The 16,515-nt window shown below is 50.8% G+C and carries 15 protein-coding genes; 9 read left to right on the forward strand and 6 right to left on the reverse strand.

Annotated features, from left to right (window positions below):
• Window positions 1-170: 170 nt before the first annotated feature.
• The 9 genes from xerD (at window position 171) to P1S59_08925 (ending at window position 10,564) form a co-directional block, all read left to right on the forward strand.
• A complete protein-coding gene (gene xerD, locus P1S59_08885; GenBank protein MDF1526366.1) occupies window positions 171-1,058 on the forward strand; it encodes a site-specific tyrosine recombinase XerD in 888 nt (295 codons plus the stop codon).
• A gap of 584 nt (window positions 1,059-1,642) precedes the next feature.
• The gene (locus P1S59_08890) at window positions 1,643-1,936 is read left to right on the forward strand and encodes a type II toxin-antitoxin system RelE/ParE family toxin (GenBank protein MDF1526367.1); all 294 of its coding nucleotides are present in this window, start codon (window positions 1,643-1,645) and stop codon (window positions 1,934-1,936) included.
• 52 nt (window positions 1,937-1,988) lie between these two features.
• Window positions 1,989-2,315: a HigA family addiction module antitoxin gene (locus P1S59_08895; GenBank protein ID MDF1526368.1), complete on the forward strand. Its 327-nt coding sequence runs from the start codon at window positions 1,989-1,991 to the stop codon at window positions 2,313-2,315.
• A 541-nt stretch (window positions 2,316-2,856) separates the two neighbouring features.
• A complete protein-coding gene (locus tag P1S59_08900; protein MDF1526369.1) occupies window positions 2,857-5,535 on the forward strand; it encodes a CBS domain-containing protein in 2,679 nt (892 codons plus the stop codon).
• A gap of 281 nt (window positions 5,536-5,816) precedes the next feature.
• Window positions 5,817-6,488: a site-2 protease family protein gene (locus P1S59_08905; GenBank protein ID MDF1526370.1), complete on the forward strand. Its 672-nt coding sequence runs from the start codon at window positions 5,817-5,819 to the stop codon at window positions 6,486-6,488.
• Between the two features lie 176 nt (window positions 6,489-6,664).
• Window positions 6,665-7,693, forward strand: coding sequence for a tryptophan--tRNA ligase (trpS, locus tag P1S59_08910; GenBank protein ID MDF1526371.1), 1,029 nt, complete (start codon window positions 6,665-6,667; stop codon window positions 7,691-7,693).
• Between the two features lie 11 nt (window positions 7,694-7,704).
• Window positions 7,705-8,514, forward strand: a complete 810-nt coding sequence (locus tag P1S59_08915) for a segregation/condensation protein A (GenBank protein MDF1526372.1) — start codon at window positions 7,705-7,707, stop codon at window positions 8,512-8,514.
• Window positions 8,504-9,175: an SMC-Scp complex subunit ScpB gene (gene scpB, locus P1S59_08920; protein MDF1526373.1), complete on the forward strand. Its 672-nt coding sequence runs from the start codon at window positions 8,504-8,506 to the stop codon at window positions 9,173-9,175. Before P1S59_08915 ends, scpB begins: the two co-directional genes overlap by 11 nt.
• Before the next feature lie 141 nt (window positions 9,176-9,316).
• Window positions 9,317-10,564 (forward strand): pseudouridine synthase, encoded by a 1,248-nt coding sequence (locus tag P1S59_08925; GenBank protein MDF1526374.1) that lies wholly within the window; start codon window positions 9,317-9,319, stop codon window positions 10,562-10,564.
• A 437-nt stretch (window positions 10,565-11,001) separates the two neighbouring features.
• On the opposite strand, the gene P1S59_08930 is transcribed toward P1S59_08925, so the two are convergent.
• The 6 genes from P1S59_08930 to P1S59_08955 all read right to left on the reverse strand — a co-directional run bounded on the left by P1S59_08930 (window position 11,002) and on the right by P1S59_08955 (window position 16,363).
• Complete coding sequence (locus tag P1S59_08930; protein ID MDF1526375.1) at window positions 11,002-11,685, reverse strand: PHP domain-containing protein; 684 nt, start codon at window positions 11,683-11,685, stop codon at window positions 11,002-11,004.
• A gap of 138 nt (window positions 11,686-11,823) precedes the next feature.
• Window positions 11,824-12,270, reverse strand: a complete 447-nt coding sequence (locus P1S59_08935; protein ID MDF1526376.1) for an SH3 domain-containing protein — start codon at window positions 12,268-12,270, stop codon at window positions 11,824-11,826.
• 277 nt (window positions 12,271-12,547) lie between these two features.
• Complete coding sequence (locus P1S59_08940) at window positions 12,548-13,753, reverse strand: MFS transporter (protein MDF1526377.1); 1,206 nt, start codon at window positions 13,751-13,753, stop codon at window positions 12,548-12,550.
• Window positions 13,754-13,872: 119 nt separating this feature from the next.
• The gene (locus P1S59_08945; GenBank protein ID MDF1526378.1) at window positions 13,873-14,604 is read right to left on the reverse strand and encodes a lysophospholipid acyltransferase family protein; all 732 of its coding nucleotides are present in this window, start codon (window positions 14,602-14,604) and stop codon (window positions 13,873-13,875) included.
• 139 nt (window positions 14,605-14,743) lie between these two features.
• Complete coding sequence (locus P1S59_08950) at window positions 14,744-15,109, reverse strand: response regulator (GenBank protein MDF1526379.1); 366 nt, start codon at window positions 15,107-15,109, stop codon at window positions 14,744-14,746.
• A 285-nt stretch (window positions 15,110-15,394) separates the two neighbouring features.
• Window positions 15,395-16,363 carry a CsgG/HfaB family protein gene (locus P1S59_08955; protein MDF1526380.1) on the reverse strand — a complete coding sequence of 323 codons (969 nt, stop codon included), beginning with the start codon at window positions 16,361-16,363 and terminating at the stop codon, window positions 15,395-15,397.
• Window positions 16,364-16,515: the final 152 nt, after the last annotated feature.

A 16,515-nucleotide genomic window follows, 5' to 3' on the forward strand; every position in this document is an offset into this window, starting at 1 on the left:
ATTGATTTGTAAGGAAAGGGAAAACGACGTTTTTCCCTTTCCGTGGAGCGAAAAGTCCCGGATTGGACTTTTTGCGACTCTATCAAGTTTAAACAGGTAAAATTAGGCATGAAGAGTTTACTGAAATTTATTTTTACTGCGTTCTGCGTGCTGCGTGCTGCGTACTAAACATGCAGCCTTTAATTGATACATATCTCGACCACCTCCTCATCGAAAAGGGCCTTGCAGACAACACCCTGTCAGCCTACCGCGGCGACCTGGAAGACTACAAAAACTTCCTGTCAAGCCAGGGAATATCAGAACCGGGACAGGTCCGGGCTTCCCATATTTATTTATTCATCGCCCATCTGAGGGACGAGGGCCTGGCGGCAAAATCCGCCAGGAGGAAGGTTGTAACTGTCAGGGGGTTTCACCGTTACCTGGTAGCCACTGGCCATCTGAGCAAAAACCCGGCCGAAAACATCGGACCTCTCCAGATTCCCCAAAACCTTCCCGATGTCCTATCCTTGAGCCAGATGGATCTTCTCCTCAAGCAGCCGGAAACGTCAAAAAATACAGGATTAAGAGACAAGGCCATGATGGAAATGACCTACGCTGCCGGGTTGAGAGTGTCTGAGCTTCTGGGGTTAAGGATGGAGGATATAAACCGTGAGGCCGGATTTCTACGGGTTACAGGCAAGGGATCGCACCAGAGACTGACGCCTTTGGGCAAAGAGGCCCTTTACTGGCTTGACCGATACACCAAAGAAGCCCGCCCACATCTCCTTAAAGGCCGCCTGAACGCCTTTCTCTTCCCCGGCAGGGGTGGCAAGGCGCACATCACCCGGCAGGCGTTCTGGCTCAAGATACGCAAATATGCCAAAGAAGCCGGATTACCAGCCATCCACCCCCACACCTTCCGCCACAGCTTCGCCACCCACCTGCTGGAAGGCGGCGCGGACCTGCGCAGCGTCCAGATCCTTCTGGGGCATGCGAATATAGTAACGACGCAGATATATACCCACATCAGCCGCGAGCACCTGAAGGAAGTGCATAAGAAGTTTCATCCGAGAGGATGATGTGGGTGAGTACCCAGTACACGGGAGCCAGGAGCCAGGAGTCAGAAATCATAAGACGCGGGGACGCGGTGACACGGGGACGCGGAGTGGAACCAATGAAAGAACGCTTCGATTTGGCGACTGTGCGACTGAGCGAAAGAGCAAATTTTCAAGTCAAAACCGTGGTTTTTATAAATGCGATAAGTTCTGTTTCGCGCAGAGTCGCATAGTTCGCAGAGAAAATCATAAACAGGCATTTAATTTCGTCATTCCGGACACGATGAAGTCGTGAGCCGGAATCCAATCGTGCTTGCCTGCCACGTCAAAACCAGAGGCGACGACGGGTCATTGCGAGGAGCATTGAGATGGGCGAGAGCGACGCGGCAATCCCGATGTTGGGGGTAGTGTCCAGAATTTTTCGCACATTTGATTTTCGGACGTTTCGATCTGGTTGCTCCTCAAGCTCAGGCTGCTGTCGTCATCTCGGCCTCCTATAGCCTCTCCATTCTCAGGTACCGTTTTGTTCCCAATGGGATGATTGACACGTATAACATTATCCGTTATAAATGCGACATTAGGGTGCCTGATTCAGGAGGTTTCAAGGATTGATCAAGTCATTTAACGACAAAGGCACCGAAGACATTTTCAATCGAAAGAGATCCCGGGAGGCACGTCGTTCCTGCCCGGAAAACATTTGGCCTGTGGCGCAGCGAAAAATGGACCAGCTCAATGCCGTGGTTACCCTGAATTCACTCCGGATACCTCCCGGAAACAGGCTGGAGGCTATGAAAGGGGAACGCGTTGGCCAGCACAGCATCCGTATCAATGACCAGTTCCGTATATGCTTTGTTTGGTTAGACGAAGGGCCGGAACGCATCGAGATCACGGATTATCACTAATTAATAGAGCCCTATGGGATTAACCCCTGAGGCTCATGGATGGAGGAGAGGAATGGTTCGCATACCAAAGCATGGGGCACCGACGCACCCTGGTGAAATGCTCATGGAAGAGTTCCTGAGGCCACTGAACATGACACAGGTTGAACTGGCCGAAAAGCTCGGTGTCTCCTATCCCAGGATCAATGAGCTGGTACATGGGAAACGGGGCGTTACTCCTGACACGGCATTGAGGCTTGAACAGTTGTTCGGCATGGAGGCCCAATTCTGGCTCAATCTCCAGCTCGCATGGGATCTATACCATGTCGTTAATTCACCTGCGGCAAAGGAAATACGCAAGATCAAGCTTTTGCCTGACCTTGAAACTGCTGCAAACGGTTAGGTGAGGCAGTCAGGCCGGAAACCTGGCACACTTTCCCCATTCGGGATAATTCGACCTATTGCGCGGTATCGGGTGTCAGAGCACCACGGTTTCAAACTTGTTAATATCTTTGCCTGGAGGTTTGAGGCGAAGGAGAGTGGGTCAGCCGTTCGACAGGCTCAGGCCCCGAGCTTGGTCGAGGGGATGCGAGGCTCGATAGAGAAGCCAGCCGGCAAATTACCGCACTTGAAAGGATGCGGTTATCGGCGCGGGAGAATGGGTGAGATGCAAGGCCCGAGGGAGCGTGGGACCGGAGACGTACATAGCCGAGTACTTCGAGGATCACGCGCGACTGAGAACGCAGCAGATTGCCCGCTATCGTGCGCCGTATTAATAGCTTGTTTTTTGGGAGGTTTGAGGGCTTCAAGAGTGCGTAAGATGCAAGGCCAGAGTCACCGGATCGTATTATTGAAAATCGAGAGTGAAAATCAATGGTTTTGATTATAACGTTTAATAATATTGTCCTCCTGGCTCCTGGCTCCTGGGTACTGGGTGCTTATTTATGGATGTAATAACCACGCACTTAAATGCCGATTTCGACGCACTTGCGTCCATGATCGCGGCGAAAAAGCTCTATCCGGAAGCCCACTTAGTCTTCCCCGGCTCCCAGGAACGCAACCTCCGTGAATTTTTCTTAAAATCCTCCCTAATCTTATTTCCTTTCGAGCGCATAAGAGACATCGACCTTACCGCTATCAAACGGCTCATCCTGGTTGACATCAATATCATGGGCCGGCTCGGGCCTTTTGACGAAGTGGCCCAGCGGGATGACGTTGAGCTTCACATCTACGATCACCATCCCAGAACAGAGCAGGATTACCGGGGAACCATTGATATCGTGGAGCCTGTGGGTGCTACGACCACCATCCTTGTGGAGCTTTTGAGGAAAAAGAGAAAGAAGATCACCCCCGAGGAAGCTACGATCATGGCCCTGGGCATATATGAGGATACAGGTTCCCTGACTTTCGCCTCAACTACGGCCAGAGATTTCGATGCTGTTTCCTACCTGCTCAAAAGGGGAGCGCACCTGGAGATCATCCCCACCTTTATATCCAGGGATATGGACACGCGACAGGTTCAGCTTCTCCACGACCTTCTCACCTCCATGAAAATTAACAACATCCACGGTATCCCTGTTGCCACGGCCTCGGCCTCAACGGATGAGTACGTGGGTGAACTTGCCCTCCTGGTCCACAAGATGATGGACATGGAAAACCTCAACGCCCTCATTGTCATGGTGAGGATGGAGGAGCGGATCATTCTTGTTGCCCGAAGCCGTCTTCCGGAACTAAATGTGTCGAGGATAGCGGAGGAGTTTGGAGGGGGCGGTCACCAGACCGCCGCGTCTGCATCCATTCGGGAATTCACCCTAATACAGGTCCAGGAAAGGCTCATGACCCTTTTAAACCAGATGGTGGGGGAAAGGGTCAACGCCGGAAGTATCATGTCTTCCCCTGTTATGAAAATACTCGAATCAGACCCTATCGAGGCGGCGGCCGAGATGATGACCCGGTTTAATATCAACTCCATTCCGGTAATGAGCGAGGCACACAGGCTTACGGGGATAATTACCAGAGGTGTTGTGGAAAGAGCCATTCAACATGGTCTGGCTCACTCACCTTTGAAGGAGTATATGCTCACCGGATTCTCTACCGTTTCGAGGGCATCAAGCCTTGAAAAGGTGCGTGAGTACATCATCGAGAAAAGGCAAAGGATGCTTCCGGTGATGGAGGGGGACACGGTCCTCGGCGTTATCACGCGAACGGACCTCCTCGAGGCCATGCACGATGATTTCCGGAGGACCCAGTCTTTCGAAGAAACCTCAGAAGAAGGTGACGCACCGGAGGGTCGGGTCCGAAACCTCAGTGAGCTTTTGAGGGAGATCCTGGACACCAGAACCAAACGCATCCTGAAAACGGCTGGAAAGGTTGCCGATGAATCTGGAGACAAGGCCTATTTTGTGGGCGGCCTCGTCAGGGACCTCATTTTAAGGCAAAAGAACCTGGATGTTGACCTCGTGGTGGAGGGGGATGCCATCGAGTTTGCGAGGAAGCTGTCTCGGCGCCTGAAGGCTCGGATCAGGGTGCACCGGAAATTCCAAACGGCGGTCATCATCCTCCCTGACGGATTCAAGCTGGACGTGGCTTCGGCCAGGGCCGAATATTACTCATCACCGGGGGAATACCCTATGGTTGAGCGAGGCTCCATTAAACTTGACCTGTACAGACGGGATTTCACCGTTAACGCTCTTGCCGTTAAACTCAACCCGGAATCATTCGGGCAGGTGGTGGATCACTTTAACGGTTTGAAGGACCTTAAGGACAAAACTATTAGAATCCTCCACAACCTCAGTTTTGTCGATGACCCGACACGCATCATCAGGGCTGTCCGGTTCGAACAAAAATTTGATTTCAGGATCGGGAAACATACCGAGTACCTCATGAAAGGGGCGATCAAAAAAGGTTACCTGAGGCAGGCCCAGGGACCCCGTGTCCTCAACGAGATCATGATCATCCTGAGGGGAGATAACCCTATCCGGGCTTTCGACAGGATGGAAGAACTAGGGATACTGACTTCACTGCACCCCTCTCTGGCCTTTTCCAGCAAGATCAGGAGCATTTTTCAACAGGTCGATAAGATAAACTCATGGTTCGGTTTGCTTTTCCTGGACGAGGAACCGGACGTGGGGCAGATCTATTTCAATGCACTCATGATGATGAAGGCCCTCAAGGAGAGGGAACAGATCCTCGAGCTTTTCCACCTCAATGAGCATCAAAAAATGACATATCGGGGAAAATGGGAAAAGGTCTCCTCCACCATGAAGGAGTTGGCGCGAACCGACGATAATAAACCCAGTTGGATCGCAGGACTCCTGGGAGGGGTGGAAGTGGAGGATCTGCTGACCATTATGTCCCTTACAAAAAGGGAGGACACCGTTAAGGGTATTTCGGTTTATCTGTCCCGGTTAAGGTTCATCAAAAGGGAGGTGGGGGGCAAGGAACTAAGGGAGATGGGATACTCCTCGGGGCCGGTATACCGGGACATTATGCAGGCGCTTCAGGATGCGAGGGTGGACGGTGTCGTTAATTCGCTGTCGGAGGAGAGGGAGTGGGTGAAGGTTCACTTTCCATTGAAAAGTGAACCTGGGAAAAGGAAAAAGGGGACAGGGGAAAGGAAGTAGCTGCACTTGTGCACGAGTGCACCGGTGCACTGATTGAGCCTGGATTTAATATGTCGGCTCAATCATTTGACACCCCCCTTACCCCATGCTAGGAATGTCCACTGCCGGGCCCGTGGCCCGGCTTGAACGTAGAATGCGGAATGTAGAAAGTAGAATAAAGACCTTAAACCAATCACGCTTCAAATATATTTGCATGCTACGATCAGAAGGTATTACAAGTACAGAGTACTCTTCCAGGTTCTGGGTTCTACATTCAACATTCTTTCTTTTAAGGAAACCTTGTGAACAGTCAAATTATCCTCAAATTGATCATTCAGCTGCCCCCGCTCATGCTTGCCATATCTGTCCACGAGATGGCCCACGGGTACATGGCCTTTCGTAAGGGTGATTACACAGCCAAGCTGTTGGGAAGGGTCACCCTTAACCCCATCAAGCACATCGATCCTGTAGGGACTATTCTCGTTCCGCTTATGCTGGCATTTTCCGGAACGGGGATCCTTTTCGGTTGGGCCAAACCTGTCCCCGTCAACAGCTTCAACTTCAAATCACCGCGAAAAGATAACGCCATCGTTTCTCTGGCCGGGCCGGCCAGCAACTTTGCCATGGCTGGGATCCTTGCCCTTGTTTACCGCATTCTGCTCTGGTTTCCGGGATACGCCGATATTGTATCCTCTCCCGTTTTCAAGCCGTTGGCTGCCATGGTCGTTTTCGGAATTCACATTTCGGTGGTCCTGGGAGTTCTCAACCTCATCCCGGTATATCCCCTGGACGGCAGCCACATCGTTGAAGGGATCCTTCCGGCCCATCAGGCCCAGGTTTATTCGCGGCACGACCGATACGGGTTTATCATCCTTCTTGCCCTGATGTTCACGGGGCTCCTTTGGCGGATCATCGATCCTTTCTATTCCTTGATAATCGGTTTAATAGGTACGGTTTTCGCCATCCCCATCTAGGAATAATTTATTGAAACGTCATTTTGCCCGAAAAAGGGTGAAATATGAGAGATTCTGGTAATTCGTTATAAGTATTGGAAGCTTGGCTGCTTTTTTCAAAATTAACGCCCTAAAGTGGAGTATTTTGAATACCAGCTTCTAATCGGAGTACTCCGATCAGAATACAGGGAGGAAGCATGAAGCGTGTTTTATCTGGTATGAGGCCTACAGGTCCTCTTCACATCGGACATTACCTCGGGGCCCTGGGCAACTGGGTCCGGCTCCAGGAAGAGTACGAATGTTTTTATTTTGTGGCTGACTGGCACGCCCTGTCCACTATGTACGATGAGGCCGGGACATTAGCTGAGTACACTGAAGAGATCGTAAAGGACTGGCTGAGCGTGGGGCTTGATCCTGAACGGTGTACCCTTTTTCTCCAGTCCGCGATCCTGGAACACGCTGAACTTCTGGTCCTGCTTTCCATGATCACCCCGTTGTCCTGGCTGGAAAGAGTACCCTCTTACAAGGAGGTCAGGCAGCAGATGTCCCACAAGGACCTGGCCACCTACGGGTTCCTGGGCTACCCACTCCTGCAGACGGCTGATATCATCATATACCGGGCAAACTATGTTCCAGTAGGCATCGATCAGCTTCCCCACCTGGAACTTGCCAGAGAGATCGTGCGGCGCTTTAATTTCATGTACTCTTCGACAGGCTCAGAGCAGGCACCGGAGATTGATGAAGGGGGGGGGGTCTTCCCGGAACCGCTGGAGCTGCTCACCGAAGCTCCCAAAGTGCCCGGAACCGACGGTAGAAAGATGAGCAAGAGTTACGATAACGCCATCTATCTGAAAGATAATTCCGAGACGGTCTGGGAAAAACTCCGGCCCATGGTGACTGATCCGGCGAGGGTCAGAAGGACCGACCCGGGAGACCCGGACAAGTGCCCTGTATTTGAACTCCACGGCTTTTTCACTCCTGATGAAGGGAAGGCTGAGGTCGCCGAGGGTTGCAGGACTGCCGGTATAGGCTGTATCGACTGTAAAAAAATCCTCTTTGAAGCGCTGGAAAAGGTCCTTGAACCTCTGAGGGAAAAGCGGGGTGAACTTGACAGCAAACCGAACCTCGTAAGGCAAATCCTGGATGACGGCAACAACAAGGCCAGGGTAGAAGCCGAGCGCACCATGTCCGATGTCAGAAACTCGGTTAAGCTTTACACCAGTTGAGTGAACCGATTATGAGCGAGGAAGAAAAACCCACAAACGATGAGGACAGCCAACTTTCCAGTTACAGGATCGAGCTGGAGTCGTTTCAGGGACCACTGGATCTTCTGCTTCACCTGATCAGGAAGAACGAGCTGGACATCTACGATATCCCCATCGCCGAGATAACCAGCCAGTATCTTGGCTACCTGGATATCATGAGGGACCTCGACCTCGAGGTTGCAAGTGAATTTCTGGTAATGGCCGCTACCCTCATGTACATCAAGTCCAGAACGCTCCTGCCGGTGGATGAGGAGGAGGATGAAGGTGAAGTTGAGGATCCGAGAGAAGAACTGATAAGACGACTCATCGAATACAAGAAGTATAAAAAGGCGGCTGAGGATCTGGCCGGAATGCCGGTACTGCACCATGACATCTTCCTTCGGCCCGAGACCGATACGAGCAGCCAGACCGACGATGTGTACACTGAAGCGACCATCTTTCAGCTTATGGATGCCTTTCAGCGTGTTTTATCCCAAGCCGACAGAAGAACTCCGGTTGAGGTTACACGGGAATCCTTTACCCTTGAGGAGGGCATCAAGCTCATCGAATCCCGTCTGACAAACCAACCCAGCATGAGTTTCGCGGGACTGTTTTCTGGACTGGATAACAGGATGAAGATAGTAACCGTCTTTCTAAGCGTTCTTGAACTGATCAGGCGCAACCGCCTTATCGCTGTACAGGCCGATCACGGAGACCCTATAAGCCTGGTGCGAAGCGGAGAGCCCATCAGGGAAAATAGCCCCCACGAGGAGTCCGAAAGAGAGAATTTAGATGACCGCTGACAACAGGAGAGCCGTCGTTGAGGCGCTGCTCTTTGCATCCTCAAAACCCTTGTCCACAGAAAACCTTTCGGAAGCTTCCGGGATCGATAAGGCCGATGTCAATGAGATACTGGCCGCACTTGGGGAGGAATACTCCACTGACTCCAGAGGTTTTTCCCTTGAGGAGGTGGCAGGCGGTTTTCAACTTCGAAGCGATCCAAGGTTCTCCGCCCAGATAGGCAAACTGTTCGCTGCCAGGATCCGTCGCAGAATGACCCGGTCAAGCCTTGAATCCCTCTCCATCACCGCCTACAGGCAGCCCGTGACCAGGGCGGAGATAGAGCAGATTCGTGGAGTTGACTCAGGCGCGGTTCTTAAAACTCTGCTATCCTTGTCCATGATCCGCATTCTTGGAAGGAAAGAAGCTCCCGGCAGGCCGATCCTCTACGGAACGACACGGGAATTTCTTGAGTATTTCGGCCTCAGGGACATCGAATCGCTGCCCACGTTGGAAGAGGTGACGGAACTACTCGACGAGGGAGAGATGGGGAATATGCCTGAATCGGCGAAACGGGGAAACGGGGATACGGGGAGAGAAGATTCGCCCGATGAAGAGACTGAGCGACTGAGCGACGATGAGGATGGGGTTGAGACAGAGTCTGATGACTCAGCCTCAACGTAACAGAGTTTCGGCGTAACGGTGTGCCGGGGAAAAGGCAAAGCTCTATTGACATCAATATAAAGGAACACAAATGGATAAAAATTCACTTTCTTTCACCGATACCCCGATACACCAATACCCCGATACCAAGCGATGAGCGCTGTGAGATTACACAAGGCCATTGCCGACGCCGGATTCGCGTCCCGGAGGGCAGCCGAAGAGTTGATCCGGGGCGGAAAGGTTTCTGTCAACGGAGAGGTTGTGACAGAAATGGGGGTGATGGTTGATCCCAACACCGACCGGATCTCCATAGATGGAACTACTCTGGGGAAAGCGGACAGGAAAAGAACCTACATTTTTTATAAGCCTCTCGGAGTGCTCTGCACCCGGGACGACCCCCACGGGAGAAGCACCGTATTCGACGTACTCCCCGATGAAGTCGGGGCGGGTCTGCATACTGCCGGACGCCTCGACATGGATGCGGAAGGCCTTCTTATCCTGACCAACGATGGGGATCTCACCCTTACGCTGACTCACCCATCAAGCCACCTTTCAAAGACGTACCTGGTAAAGGTCAAGGGTGAGGTCCTGTTGACGAGCCTTAAAAAACTTCGCCGCGGAGTTGAACTTGAAGACGGGATGACCCTCCCGGCCTCCATCTCAGTCATCAAAGGCAAGGGCACCGAGAGAAACACCTGGCTCAGAATAGTCCTGAGAGAGGGGAAGAAGAACCAGATCAAGCGGATGTGCGAGGCTGTGGGGCACCGGGTTCTGAGCATCAAGCGGATATCCATTGGCGGGATGGCGCTTCCTGACAAGATGAAGCCCGGCAGCTTCAAAAAGCTGTCGAAGAAGGAGATCGAAACTCTGCTGGGTGGAAGGGATAGAATAGTCCAAAGTCCAATGTCCAAAGTCCAAAGGGGTAAACCGCAACCTGAACCGATGGACCAGGGAGATGAAGGTACACGGGGACGCGGAGTAATAATAACCCAAAGACCAAAGACCAAAGACCAAAGAGAAGAACCGGAAACAAAACCTGCACCCAGGAGTTGGAAGCCCAAAGAGGGGTGGGCAGTAAAAAGCCCAAAACCCAAAGGTACAAGGGGCAGGCCGGAAAAGAGCACCAGGCGCGGAGACCCGGAGACTCCCTTCGAGAAGCTCAGGGCAGGCAGTGGACGCGGAGAAAGAGCAGGCCAAAATCCATCCGGCGTCGCTCCTCGTGCTATAGCGGGCCGGAAGTCCAAAGACCAAAGAGGGAAACCGGAACCGGGATCAACAACCAGGAGTGGAAGATCGGACACAGGAGAAAAGGGGAGACGAGCCAGTCAACCTTCGTCCCGTCTTGTCCGCGACCATAGCTCAGCAGGCAAAAAAACACCTTTCCGCACAAAAAGAACTCCCAGATCGTAATTTAAACCTGATCAAAACCTGTCTCACGCAACAGACCAATCCCTTGAAACTGCGTTCCATGGAAAAAAGAGATCATCCCGGCCAGTAGCGGGCATCGTGCGGCTCTGCATGAAATAGGCGGATCCAAAGGACATCCGTCGAAGGCCTTTTTCACTTCCCTGTCGCTGATCCCGACTCCCTCATTAGTGACCAGGACATGAAAATACTCTCCCAACTTTTTTTTTGTTCCCGTTTAACCTTGACAGGGTCGCAAAAAGTCCGTTATCGGCTTTTTGCTCTTCGGAAAGGGAAAAGCGTGGTTTTCCCTTTCCTTACAAATCAATGACTTACACCCGCAGTCATTGATTCGGGCGCCCCCCTCGGGGCGCGTTGATGACTTTTTGCGAAGTCATCAACCTTCAAACGTCAAACGTGTAAATAAGACCCGAATTCGGGTTTTACTTAAAAAGTTGCAGCATAAGGAAAGTAGCAAACAGCTGAATACCAACGGCGCTGCTCGTTGTTAAACGGGCTGGCCGGGTAATGATGGTCGTCCTGTTCTGCCTGATGGCCTCGAAGACAGAGGACATATCCTTCTCGGAATTGATGAGTGTGTATGTATAATCCAGCTGCTTGAGGGAGTGGGAGTCGGAAAGTCCGAGCAGAGGCATTCCCTTTGATTTGGTAAAACTTTGAGCTTTAAGGTTGAAATTCAATTTTTTGGTGTAGAGGTGGCTGTACTCGACGGCATCAAACATTCCAGAGAACCGCTCCAGAAGGTTCCCAAGACAATTATAGTTGGGATAAAAGGGATGAGGAGCCACGATGAAAGCCCCCTTGGCCTTAAGTCGTTTCAGATCGAAAAATGTAAGTTTATCCCACTTCTCATCCATTCCATCCACACCGTAGATAAGAACGTGCTTTCCCATAACGGTGGCTTCAACACCTGCAATGAGCAGAACTCCGTTAGAATGGGCATATTCCGCAAGACCCTGATCGTAGGTAATCGTGTTGTGATTTGTTATGGACACAACCTGGTAGCCCTTTTTTGAAGCTTCCTTGATCAGTTCTTTTGCGGAATAATTGAGATTGTGCCTGGGGTCTTCACTGGTGTGCAGATGAAGGTCGCATTTTAATCGCATGTTTCTCCAAGTTCTATGATGTTCAAAAATTTTCGTAAATAATCAATTCCCGCCTAGATAACAATATTGTAACGATGTGTCAAACAAAAAGGCGCATTCGTCTTATTAAAAATGCCTGAAACAGGCGATACCGGGAACTTAGAGTTCCCAGGAATCGTCACTGGGTTTGCGGTTGTCGTAACGGAAGGCCTGCTCGCGCTTGTATCCGGAGATCTCCCTAAGTTTAACCCCTGAGAAACGCAGAATAGCTTTCCTTTTCCAGAGGACCGCCAGGGCGAGAAGGACTGCAAAAAGAAAATAGGCAAATTTCCATAGCCGGGTCAAAGTTGTTGGTGAGGCACCGGATTCTTCAGTCGCCTGTTCTCCGGTAGTTTTACCGGGCCTTTTCCCCTGTACGACTTCTACCAGTTTTCGGAAAACCCAGCCTTCCTGATCACGTTGGAGCTGAATGCGGCACCAAAGCCCTTCGGTGCTGACAAGATCGAACTCTTCGCCCTGTTCCGCACTTAAAAGCACCATATGGCTGGTCCCGGGTCCCTGCCGAACGTTAACAACAGATCCTTTGATCCGGACGTAATCCGCCATCACAGCACGAGGAGCGGCGACTATAAGCAGGAAGCAGATTACCCATGGAACATATCGTATAATTTGGATTTTTCGATGCAGACTCATTTGTGAGCAATCTAGTACCTCATGTGGAATGTGTCAAGTATAGGGACAGAAAATTAGCCATTTCTGTCCCTTTGCATTGCGAATTGAGGATTCCTGATTGAGGATTCCTGATTGAGGATTACCAGACAATTAAAAACAGTTGATCCTGTAGGACCGGACTCCCTGACCCTGAGTACTCAATCCCCAATACTTAATTCTCAATCCTGAATTCGGAATTTTCCCCGGACGGGTACATAACCACAAGCACTGACAACCCCAGCAGACCCAGCATGGACCCGCTAAGAAATACAGCCTGTACGTTTGCAAGATCGAGCAAAGCACCACCTATCACCGGTCCCAGCATGGTCCCCAGGCTCAGGGATGAATTGTACAGACCCATAGTCCTGCCCATACCCCTGGTTCTACCAAGGGAAACGGCCAGGGCTGAACCGGCTGGAACGATCAACGCCCCGGAGACCCCAAGGAACGCTGAAATGTACAGAAGGTCCTCAAAACCCCTGGACCACCCGATGAATGCTACTGCAGCACCAGCGAGGACGCTCCCGGCGGTGATGGCCTTCATGTGCCCGAACCTGTCTGACAGGTGTCCAAACGGTGACTGGAGCAATGTAGTAATGAAGGTGTTGACCGAGAGCAGGATACCAACCTGGAGTGCCGACAGGTTGAGGGATTTTACGGCATAAAGAGGCATGATAACCCAAACCAGCCCAATTCCTACAGCCCTCGTGAAGCGGAAAAAAAACAGGCCAGCCATGGGTCGGTCCATGATGATAAAATGCCGTTTCGGGGCTTTGGAAAAGCCGGAAGTGACTTCCGGTGCCTCTTTCCCTTTGAACCCTCCCTGCTGGGACGGCAGAGCGAAAACGGTGAAAACAAGAGCGGCAAGTGACATTATCCCCATTGAATAGAATGCCGCTGCCATAGAGTACTTGTCACTCATAAAGCCGCCTATGAGGGGACCAAAACCAAGGCCCGCAAAAAAAGCCGACGTGAAGGACCCCATGATAAACCCTTCCCTGCCCCGGGGAGAAAGGTCTCCTATTGCAGACATGGCTACCGGTACGAGCATCGCAGCTGCTATGCCCTGGAAAAACCTTACAAGCATCAGCTGGTACACATTGCCCGCCAATGCGTAAAGGGGTGAGACAACCGCAAAGAGCAAAAGCCCTGAAAGAATAAAGGGTTTGCGACCGAATCGATCACTGAGGATGCCCACTGGCGGCATAAACAGGGTCCTTGCCGCCGAGTAAATACCGAATACGATGCCCAAAACGAAGGAGGACGCGGAAAAGCTGTCTACATACGCCGGGAGGATGGGACTCAGGATCCCCAGGCCCAATGAAGACATGAAAATTGCCATGTACAGAGCGATGAATGTTCTTTTAAAGGGAGTCATCTATTAATTTCTGATTGAGGATTCAGGATTTTGAATTATAAGCCATCAATTTAGTCGTTGCTGAATGAAGGATTCATTGGTGCCATTAAATATCCCTTTCAATGCTCAATTCGGGATTCTCAATGCTGAACCACAAGGGCATTTTCAATGATAGATCTCACCTTTTCCGAAAGTTTTTCCCTGTCGTCATAAGAGTATGATCCAGTGGGTACAGGCGGGTGGATCGTAACTGCAACGTCAGCGCTTCTGGTCCACAAGCTGCCTTTTGGCAGGGATTGCCTTGTCCCATTTATCGTGATCGGGAGTATCTGAATGCCGGTTTCGATGGCCATGACAAAAGCTCCTTTTTTAAAGGGAAGAAGCTTCCCGTCACTGGATCGGGTGCCTTCAGGAGCAAAAACTACTGAAACGCCACGCTCCTTCATTGCCTCAACTGACGCATTTATGCCAACCATTGCCTTCTGGAGATCACTTCTGTCGATGAGAAAGTGACCGGCTCTGATGAGCGCATTTCCGAATATGGGCACCTTTTTGAGTTCTATTTTGCCGATAAATCGAAGCTGAAGTGGAAGGGAATGAATGATAACCGGTATGTCCATATTACTCTGGTGATTCATAACCACTATATACGATTCTTCTGCCGAGGAGATGTTGCCGGGGCCGTAAACAGTTACCCTGGCAGCAGCCAGCCTTAGCACAAAACGGGCCCAGTATCTAGCCAGGGGACCGTTGATGTAACGCTCGCCTGCACCGAGAAAGATCAGGATTGTGGCCACGCTGCCGAGAGCAAGGATGGAAAACGGGATCAAAACCAGGGCTCTGACCCCCACTATAAGTGAATATGGGTTCATGGGTCAGGAAGTTATCACGGAGAGGGGTTATAGTAAATTGAGGATTGTAATAGTAAAATGTGAAGAGTGAACCGTGAACAGGAAGAACGATGTTCAGTGATACAATTCACCGTTCACCGTTCACTGCACCCGAAGGGAGCTACATGATTCTTTGAATCGTTCCTACAAGGTCTTCAAAGGGGATGGGCTTGGTAAAGGTATGCATGGCGCCTGCTTCCTTGGCGGAATGAATGGGGCCGGGAGAATCCACAGCAGTAATAACGAGTATGGTCAGGTCAGGGATGTGGATTCTAGCCTGCCGAATCAGCTCAATGCCGTCCATAACAGGCATCATCAGGTCAGTAATGAGAATCCAGATGTCCTCACTCTGCAAGATCTGGAGCGCCTCAGGACCGGATGCTGCCTCCAGAGCGATGAAGCCTTCACCTTCCAGAAAGCGGCAAACGGACCAACGCAGTAGATGCTCATCATCCACAACAAGAATTTTACCCTTTTTACAAACCATACATTAATGGTTAGCAAAAAAGGGACCATAAATCGGGAATAATAAAAACAGAAAAACATATAATTTTCAACAGATTAAGCAAGTTACGTAATTGTATCAACATAATGAATAAGTTTTTTCACACAAAGGGTTGCTATATGACGCAGGAAGAACCGTAATTCGTAATTCGTAATTGGTTATTCGTAACCCCTAAAACAAAAAAAGGGCCGCATTTAAGCGGCCCTCGATAATTGAAGACTATCTGGATCTGGAAGTTTTTACAAAACACTAATCACGATTCACGAATCACTGAAGTTTAACCACATCCCCTCTTTTGAATCCGGAACCCTCGATAGAGCTTGCAATAGAAAATTTATCCGAAACCTGAGTGACTCGAACAGTTCCGGACCGGGAAAGGGCGCTCCCGAGGCTGAGGCCGCTGCCCGGGTCGATGAGGTCCTCACCTTTGGAGTAGACAGTGAAAACCGAGTCCATCTGGATATTCATATTATAGCCTGCGTTAATGTAGATCTGGTTCCCTTCCGCCTTAACCACCATTCCCTGCCACGGCTGGTCTTCCATGTTGTTGACTACGAACATAACAGCATCGGAAACAGCAGCTCGCGTCGCTTTTCCCAATGCTGTCTTCTTGTATGAGGTTCCGCCAAAGGCAACCCCGCTGAAGAAAGCTATTCCACCGATCCCGGAGCTGGAGATCTTTCCTTCGGCCCTTTCCGACTGTAGTATCTGGCCGGTGGTCGCGTCGATAAGGCGCAGATCCATTGCCACGTGCCCGGTGCTGGTCTTCCCGCCGATGCCTATACCGCCAATCAGGATCCCACCGGCGCCGCCACTCTCTTTTTCGATGAATTCGGTGATGGCTCCCTTTAACAGGACCTGAGCTCCCAGTACCTCTCCTATTTTGGCAGCTGTTTCCTGCCGGACCCTGCCGCTGGCACCCAGGTCCTGCTCTGAGAGAACCTCATTAAGTGAACCTCTCTCAACTACAATGAAACGGTTAGTTTTCATCAACTCAGTGATGACCATCTCAGTAAGCCGGTCTTCAATGTTCCAGCTGCGATCCCACCATCTGTTGTTAACCTTGTTGTCAAACTCCAGGACGGCGATCCGTTTTTTGGGACCGTCATATGGCGGGTAACTGATTTCCTGCTCGTCCATTACATTACTGTTTCCTCCGGCTGTCGTACATGAAACCAGAAACAGCATAGCCAACGGTAAAGCGAATACACTTAAGATCCGGTTACTCATGGTCATTGTCATTTACCTCCAATAGCATAATCCAGAAAGAACATCTCATGACTTAAATGTTAATATACTCAAAACGTCAAAACTTAAAACCTTAACTTTGACAGGGTCGCAAAAAGTCCGTAATCGGCTTTTTGCTCCTCGGAAAGCGAAAAGTGGCA

This window comes from bacterium (assembly GCA_029210965.1).
In the GTDB taxonomy this organism is placed as follows: domain Bacteria; phylum BMS3Abin14; class BMS3Abin14; order BMS3Abin14; family BMS3Abin14; genus JALHUC01.